We start from the raw sequence: 7,263 nt of genomic DNA on the forward strand, positions 1-7,263 counted from the left end.
CATGGTTCCTTGTAACATTATATTCCTGTTTATGCTGTATAACACCTACGGAGGACACGAATGAAGCGAGGATTTGCGAGCGATAATAACGCGGGGGTGCATCCCGCCATTTTGGCGGCGATGGCCCGGGCGAACAGCGGGCATACGCGGGGCTACGGCGATGATGACTATACGCGTGAAGCCGAAGCGGCGGTCAAGGCGCACTTCGGCGAGGCGTGCCATCCCTTCTTCGTTTTTAACGGCACGGGCGGTAATGTCATCGGCCTTCAAACGCTGCTGCGTTCTTATGAGGCGGTGATCTGCTCGGAAAACTCCCATATCCATGTGGACGAATGCGGGGCGCCGGAGCGATTCACTGGCTGCAAATTGCTGACAGTTCCGACGCCCGACGGCAAGCTGACGCCCGAGCTTGTCGAACGCCACATGCATGGGTTCGGCGACGTTCACCACGTGCAGCCCAAAGTGATCTCGATTACGCAGGCGACCGAGGTAGGAACCGTTTATACCGTTCCTGAAATCCGGGCGCTCGCCGATTACGCGCACGCGCACGGCTGCTATCTCTATATGGACGGCGCAAGATTCGCCAATGCGGCGGCGAGCCTGGGCGCCAGTCTACGGGAGATTTCGGTGGATGCCGGCGTCGATGTTCTCACGTTCGGCGGCACGAAAAATGGGCTGATGTTTGGAGAAGCGCTGCTGGTGTTCCATGAGGAACTCGCCAAATCCACGCCCTATCTGCGCAAGCAAGCGATGCAGCTCGCCTCCAAAATGCGCTTTCTCTCCACGCAGTTTACGGCGATCCTGGAAGACGATCTGTGGTTGCGCAGCGCTCAGCACGCCAACGCCATGGCGAAGATACTGGGCGATCAGGCCCGCCAAATCCCGGGCGTCACGGTCACACAGGAAGTTCAGGCAAACGCCGTATTCGCCGTGCTGCCGGCCAAGGCGATCCAGACGCTCCAATCGGAGTTCTCATTCTACACCTGGGAAGAGTCCCGAAACGAAGTACGCTGGGTCTGCTCGTTCGACACGACTGAGGACGACATTTCTGAGTTTGTAGCGGCAATTCGCCGCGCATTAGCCTCCTGACTGCTCTGGCAATCAATTGGGGCTGTTCAGTCTATTCACAGCCTTTTTCACGCTGCTATTCCCAGAAGAAGCCGCTTTTTGAAGCGCAGCCTTAGCCTTTGCGGCTTGCTGATGCTTCCTCGTGTCCTTTGGGTCAAGTTGCTTCCAGCCATATCCGTAATAGTAGTTTGCCAGGGCGGATGCTGGCTGCAAGCGCAGGGCTTGATCGAACTCCAACATCGCCCGATCCTTCCGAGAGTGACCGCCCCAGCTGTCGGAAGATACATAGGTAAGTCCGAGGCCGATGTGTATCGCTGTCTCCAAGCCTAGCGAATCGAGCTTATTCAATGAGAAATGGAGGTTCGCCTGAACCAGGTCACCATCGCTCAAAAATGGCAGCACCGTATTGTAAGCGGAAACAGCCTGGGGCCACTGTCCTGCTTTCAGCAGAAGCAAAGCGTAAGGCAGCATATTGCGTGGAAATTGACCGCCTTGCGCGGCAATTTGTCGATAAACTTGCAGGGCTTCCTTGGACTTGCCCTCCGCGTTCAGCGCCTCGGCTAACAGTTCCTGCCCTTTGCCGGACCCGATCCCGAGAGCAAGCGACTGCCGCGCACTCGCCTCAGCGGCGGCGTATTTCCCTTTGTCCAGATTGGCCGCAGCGGCGCTATCCGATGAAGCCATTCGATTCAAAACCGATTTTTGCCTGGGCGTCAAAGGATTGATGTTCTTCGAGCGATTCGACGCTGCCGCCGCCTGTCGCTGCCCATGAGCGACTGTCGCCGCCCAGAAAGAAAGGCATAAACAAGCAGTGCTCATCAGTTGTTTACTCATGTTTGTTTCCTCTGAATCCGATATCGAGCCATCGCTGCGGAAGTATTCTGCTGCGTAAACGATTACGATCGTCTCAGTGTTTTATTCATTGAGAGCCAAGCCTCCCAGGAGAACTTCAATGGGATTTTCGGTCCTGCCAGTAGGTGGAAATACGGGGTTTTGAAAATAATATTCGACGGTTGGAAGAAAATCCTTGACAAAAATCCAGACCCATAATATAATATCGAACAGACACCGTAAACCTTTACGAAAGAGTGGCAGCGTCGCTCATTCTTTGTTCGACGGCGCCTTCCTGCTGGCCAGTGGGAAGATACGGCCGTTTCGAAATGTCTGATTCCATCTATTCGATCCTACAGGAGAACGAAAATGAAACGCTGCAATCAAAGCAAAGGCTTTACCCTTATTGAACTGCTCGTCGTCATCGCAATCATCGCGATCCTCGCCGCCATCTTGTTCCCCGTCTTCGCCAAGGCCCGCGAGAAGGCCCGCCAGACCGCCTGCTTATCCAACGAGAAACAGATGGGGCTTGCCTTCATGCAGTACAGCCAGGACAATGACGAAAAGTACCCTGGCGGAATCAACTGGTTCTACCCCGGCGGCAACGGCTGGGCCGGACAGGTCTACCCTTACGTTAAGAGCAAGGCTGTTTACCTCTGTCCTAGCGACAGCACCGGAACCAAGGAATACAGCTCCTACGCTTATAACAGTAACAACTCAAACCCTGACGGCTCCACCGTGGATAGCTATAGCATCGCCCAGTATATTTCCCCGTCCAAGACTGTCCTGGTATTCGAAGTGCAGGGCACCTATTATGACGCCGGCAGCACCCTGGACGTCAGCACCGAAACGCAGGACACCAGCGGTTTTGGCGGATCTTCGCCCGCAGGCTTCGGAATCAGCGGTGGCGGTAATGCTATGGTCGTTTCGGGGGCCGGAGCCTTCGACACCCCTGCGCATCTCAAGATGGCGACCGGGTACATGCATGGCGTCACTTCCGTCGACTATTCGCGCTACGCCGCTACGCTAGGACGTCACACAGACGGCTCGAACTACCTGCTCGCCGACGGCCACGCCAAGTGGATGCGCGGCAGCGCCGTGTCTGCTGGTTACACCAACCCCACGGAAACAGACTGCAACACGACGGCGGCGGTGAGCGGCGGTCCTGGCGTTCTGTATGCCGCCGGCACGGGATGCGGCGACGGCAGCATCGCGGCGACGTTTAGCCTGTAATACCGCCCATTAGGGCCTGAAGAGGGATCGTTCATGCTGCTCAAGTCACTCAACTACTGGTCGCTGCCCGGAGGCCTCGACGGCGTTCTCGCCGTCGAGGAATGCCTGGAGATCGCACACCGTCATGGTTTCGACGCCGTCGAGCTGTGTATCGGCGAGACGGGCGCGCTGGGACTGGAGACCGACGAAGCGCGATGCCGGGCGATCCTGGCGCACGCCGAAAAAGTGGGAATTCAAGTCGCGAGCGTCGCATCCGGGCTTTACTGGAGCTACGCTCTCGGCAGCGATTCGCTGGAAGACCGCGAGCGCGCCGTCAGCGCGCTGGAGAAGATGATCCAGATCACGTCGTGGCTGGGAGCGCGAACGCTGCTCACAATCCCTGGCGCGGTGGACATTTTCTTTCTGCCTTCTGATTCCGTAATCGATTACGGAATCTTGTGGGACCGCGCGACCGAGGGACTGAAGCGAGTTCTGCCGCTTGCCGAAAAGTGCGGCGTACGGCTGGGGATCGAAAACGTCTGGAACAAATTCCTGCTCAGCCCCTTGGAGATGGCGCGGTTTATCGATCAGTTCGAAAGCCCGGCGATCGGCGCTTATGTCGATGTCGCGAACGTTCTGCTCTTCGGCTATCCTGAGCAGTGGCTGCGTATCCTCGGCCCGCGCGTCGCCGGGATCCATTTCAAGGATTTCCGGCGCGCGGTGGGAACAGTGGAAGGCTTTGTGGATCTGCTGGAGGGCGATGTGAACTGGCCCGCCGTCATGCAGGCGATTGGCGACATCGGTTACTCAGGGCCGCTCGCCGCCGAAATGATCCCAGCGTACCGCCACTATCCTGAGGTGCGCATCGCCAACACGTCCAACGCGATGGACGCCATTCTCGGGCGCGCGGCCGCGCCCCGCAAATAAACTCAAGAAATTATAGATCGGAACGTAATTATGTCTTCCCAAATACGGCTGGGAGTGATCGGATTCGGCGAGCGCGCCCGCCATATGGTGCGGATGATTCAGGCCCAGGACCCGGAAGCGCGCCTCACGGCGATCGCCGATCCGCAGTGCGACGCCCTTCGCAAAGAATTGCTTGCCGCCGACCCGGCGATGGATCTGCCGCGCTTCTATCAAGACGCCGATGAGATGCTGGACACGGAGGCGCTCGACGGGGTGATCATCGGAACCCGGTGCAGCCTGCATGCGCAGATGGCGGTCAAGGTGATGGCGCGTGATATCGCGCTGCTGCTGGAGAAGCCGGTCGGAACATCGCTGTCCGATCTGATGATCCTGCGCGCAGCCCGGTCCTCCCGCGTGGTCGTCTCCTTCCCGCTGCGCCTGTCGCGTCTCGTCCGCCTCGCCCGCCAGATCATCGATTCGGGCAAGATCGGCGCCGTCGAGCACGTGCAGTCCTGGAATAACGTCCCTTACGGCAATGTCTACTTCCAGACATGGTACCGGGACGAAGCCGAGACGCAGGGCCTGTTCCTGCAAAAGGCGACTCACGATTTCGATTACATCAATTACCTGCTGGGCGATATGCGCCCCCGCGTCATCAGCGCGATGACCTCGAAGCGCATCTTCCGGGGCGAGCATCCGGCGGGACTGCGCTGTATGGACTGCGCCGAGAAAAAAGTCTGCTTTGAAAGCCCGTATCACCCGTCGCGACTGGCGCCGATCCCATTGAACCAGCCTGCCAAGGAGATGTGCGCCTTCGCCGTGGACACCGGCAACGAGGACTCGGGCAGCGCCCTGATCGAGTACGAGTCTGGAATGCATGTGGCCTACAGCCAGAACTTCTACGCCCGCAACAAAGCCGCGCGACGCGGCGCGACCCTGATCGGTTACCACGGCACCATCGAGTTCGATTGGTATCCGGAGCGCCTCAAGGTCTACCTGCACCATAGCGATCAGGTGGAGACGCACGAGTTTGGAACGGAAGAAGCGCACGGCGGCGGAGACGCGATGCTGGCGGCTAACTTTGTCGGAGTGATCCGGGGAACCGAAGAATCCGTATCGCCGCTTGAGAAAGGTCTCACCAGCGCGCTGATGTGTCTGAAGGCCAAGGAATCGGCGGCGACGCATCGGTTCCAAGACGTTCAGTGGCCGGCGGCCTACCCGGAACGGGCTTTGGAAGTGGAGACGGAGCGGGAACTGGAATTTGCGCGGGTGGTGTAGAGGGGTTCTGCCCCCACAGGATATAGGAAGGCCCCTCCGCCCAATTCTGGGGGACCGGAAAATGCCATGGTCCGAAATCGGGTCCCCCAGAATTGGGGCGGAGGGGCCTTCCTATATCCTGTGGGGCGGAGGGGCATCTTCTCAGGCTCCCCAGAATGGGAAGCACTATTTGATCATGAACGAACCGGTCCGCAGGACTTACGAACGATCAAGTGGGCGCCGAGTGTCTGAACCGTCGGTTCGGCTTTGTCGATAACCATCGCCAGAAGAGCGCGGACGGCGAGGGCGGCGACATCGGGGATGTTGATATCGACGGTGGTGAGCGGCGGATTGACCAGCGCCGCGGCCTCGATGTTATCGTGGCCGATGACGGAGACATCACTGGGAACGCTTTTTTCGATCTGAGAGACAGCCTGGACAGCCCCGGTGGCGAGAATGTCGGTGCGGGCGAATAGCGCCGTGGGAGGCTCGGGGGAGCTGAGCAGCGCGAGGGCGGCTTTGCGGCCTTCATCGGCGGAAACGCCAGCTTCAATCGACAGCGCAGGATCGTAAGTCAGACCGACCTCGGCCATCAAGCGTGGGAAACCGTCGCGAACCCGATCGTCGGAAAGGCCGCTGCCGATGTAGCCGACACGAGTATGTCCCAGTTCCGCCAAGCGCGCAAGCGCTTCGCGGACGCCGGGCAGCGTATCCAGACAAACAAAGGATGCTTTGGGAAATTCCAGCGGAGCGGCGCCGGAGATCACGACCGCTGGAATTTGGCCGGCGTGGGTGAGGGTGCGAAGATCGTCGGCGTTGGTTTCCGGGCCGGCCACGATGACCAGTCCGTCGACATCCTGAACTTCCACCGCATTCGAGCGGCGCGTTCCCAGGTGCAGCAGAAGATCGTAGCCATGGGCGCCGGCGACTTCCTCGACCCCGCGCGCCAGCTCCACAAGATACCGGTCCGAAAGAATGTGCGTGCTGTAAGGGCACTCCAAACGGATCATGTAGTTGCGGCCGGTCACCAAACGGCGGGCGTTGGCGTTGCGGACGAACCCAAGCTCCTCGGCCTTCTCAAGAACAAGTTGACGGGTCTTGGGACTGACTTCGGCGCGGTCGTTCAAAGCGCGTGAGACGGTCCCGATGCTCAGATTCAAAGTTTTCGCGAATTCAACGATATTCATCAGTGTTATGGGATCGGAAACAGCGTGGCGGCTTGAGGATTGTACCCAATCCCCAAAGGCATGTCAAACGCTGCAAAATAACAGACGGGAACTTAAGAATGACAAATCGACCATGTAATTTCCCGATGCTTCTCACCGTGTCTCTGCTGCTCGGATCGACCGCCGCCTGGAGCGCGCCGGCGCCGTTTCCCAACGGCGGCTTCGAGCAGCCGGACGTACAGGTCCCCGCGAAAATCAGCGGCTGGACCTCCTACGGCGAAGGATACGAAATCGACACGCAGGCCCATCACAGCGGCGCGCACAGTCTGCGCCGCCAGAACCTCGGCGGCGGGCAGACGGGCGGCGCATTCGTGGCTTGGAATGTCAATCAAACCCGCACGCTTCCGATCCTGATCTCCGGCTGGAGCAAGGCTCTCGATGTGGACGGCGTCACGGACAACGATTACTCGGTCTATGTCGATGTGAATTACAAGGACGGCAGCTCCCTCTGGGGCCAGACTGCGCCCTTCGAAACGGGAACGCACGACTGGAAACGCCAGCAGCTAATGCTCTTCCCGAGCAAGCCCGTCAAATCTCTCAACATCTACGCCCTCTTTCGCAACCATACGGGCACGGCCTGGTTCGACGATTTCAGCGCCCATGAAGTGACCTCGAACAATCTGTTCGACGGGCAGGATCTCGCTCCGCCGACGCTGCCACCGGGCGCCAAAAGTGGCTGGTTCGTGCGGGATGTGGCCGCCGGCAGCTCGCTTCGGCCTCTTACGGCCGGCAAAACGACATTAGGAATGCGCCTGGACGGATT

7 protein-coding genes are annotated in these 7,263 nt (G+C 59.1%); 5 read left to right on the top strand and 2 right to left on the bottom strand.

The features are described 5' to 3' along the window. Positions 1-60: 60 nt before the first annotated feature. Positions 61-1,089: a low specificity L-threonine aldolase gene (locus ABIZ35_RS09035; RefSeq protein WP_348219563.1), complete on the top strand. Its 1,029-nt coding sequence runs from the start codon at positions 61-63 to the stop codon at positions 1,087-1,089. Positions 1,090-1,101: 12 nt separating this feature from the next. On the opposite strand, the gene ABIZ35_RS09040 is transcribed toward ABIZ35_RS09035, so the two are convergent. Then, entirely contained in the window at positions 1,102-1,902 is an 801-nt protein-coding gene (locus ABIZ35_RS09040) for a hypothetical protein (RefSeq protein ID WP_348219564.1), read from the bottom strand. A 366-nt stretch (positions 1,903-2,268) separates the two neighbouring features. Between ABIZ35_RS09040 and ABIZ35_RS09045 the strand changes: the two genes are divergently transcribed. Genes ABIZ35_RS09045 through ABIZ35_RS09055 form a run of 3 tightly spaced genes read left to right on the top strand, consistent with a single transcriptional unit; the run spans position 2,269 to position 5,295 of the window. Then, the gene (locus tag ABIZ35_RS09045) at positions 2,269-3,132 is read left to right on the top strand and encodes a prepilin-type N-terminal cleavage/methylation domain-containing protein (protein ID WP_348219565.1); all 864 of its coding nucleotides are present in this window, start codon (positions 2,269-2,271) and stop codon (positions 3,130-3,132) included. A gap of 33 nt (positions 3,133-3,165) precedes the next feature. After that, a complete protein-coding gene (locus tag ABIZ35_RS09050; RefSeq protein WP_348219566.1) occupies positions 3,166-4,038 on the top strand; it encodes a sugar phosphate isomerase/epimerase family protein in 873 nt (290 codons plus the stop codon). A gap of 30 nt (positions 4,039-4,068) precedes the next feature. Continuing rightward, positions 4,069-5,295, top strand: a complete 1,227-nt coding sequence (locus tag ABIZ35_RS09055) for a Gfo/Idh/MocA family oxidoreductase (RefSeq protein WP_348219567.1) — start codon at positions 4,069-4,071, stop codon at positions 5,293-5,295. 173 nt (positions 5,296-5,468) lie between these two features. Here ABIZ35_RS09055 and ABIZ35_RS09060 read toward each other — a convergent pair whose 3' ends face one another. Next, complete coding sequence (locus ABIZ35_RS09060; RefSeq protein ID WP_348219568.1) at positions 5,469-6,461, bottom strand: LacI family DNA-binding transcriptional regulator; 993 nt, start codon at positions 6,459-6,461, stop codon at positions 5,469-5,471. Positions 6,462-6,559: 98 nt separating this feature from the next. Here ABIZ35_RS09060 and ABIZ35_RS09065 point away from each other — a divergent pair. Continuing rightward, positions 6,560-7,263: hypothetical protein (locus tag ABIZ35_RS09065; protein ID WP_348219569.1), on the top strand; the 704-nt coding region annotated here is incomplete at its 3' end.

The organism is Capsulimonas sp., assembly GCF_039929585.1.
Taxonomy (GTDB): domain Bacteria; phylum Armatimonadota; class Armatimonadia; order Armatimonadales; family Capsulimonadaceae; genus Capsulimonas.

Bases quoted from the DNA above. Each gene is read 5' to 3' on its own strand.
- ABIZ35_RS09035 (WP_348219563.1), top strand. From the start codon at position 61: ATGAAGCGAGGATTTGCGAGCGATAATAACGCGGGGGTGCATCCCGCC.
- ABIZ35_RS09040 (WP_348219564.1), bottom strand. From the start codon at position 1,902: ATGAGTAAACAACTGATGAGCACTGCTTGTTTATGCCTTTCTTTCTGG.
- ABIZ35_RS09045 (WP_348219565.1), top strand. From the start codon at position 2,269: ATGAAACGCTGCAATCAAAGCAAAGGCTTTACCCTTATTGAACTGCTC.
- ABIZ35_RS09050 (WP_348219566.1), top strand. From the start codon at position 3,166: ATGCTGCTCAAGTCACTCAACTACTGGTCGCTGCCCGGAGGCCTCGAC.
- ABIZ35_RS09055 (WP_348219567.1), top strand. From the start codon at position 4,069: ATGTCTTCCCAAATACGGCTGGGAGTGATCGGATTCGGCGAGCGCGCC.
- ABIZ35_RS09060 (WP_348219568.1), bottom strand. From the start codon at position 6,461: ATGAATATCGTTGAATTCGCGAAAACTTTGAATCTGAGCATCGGGACC.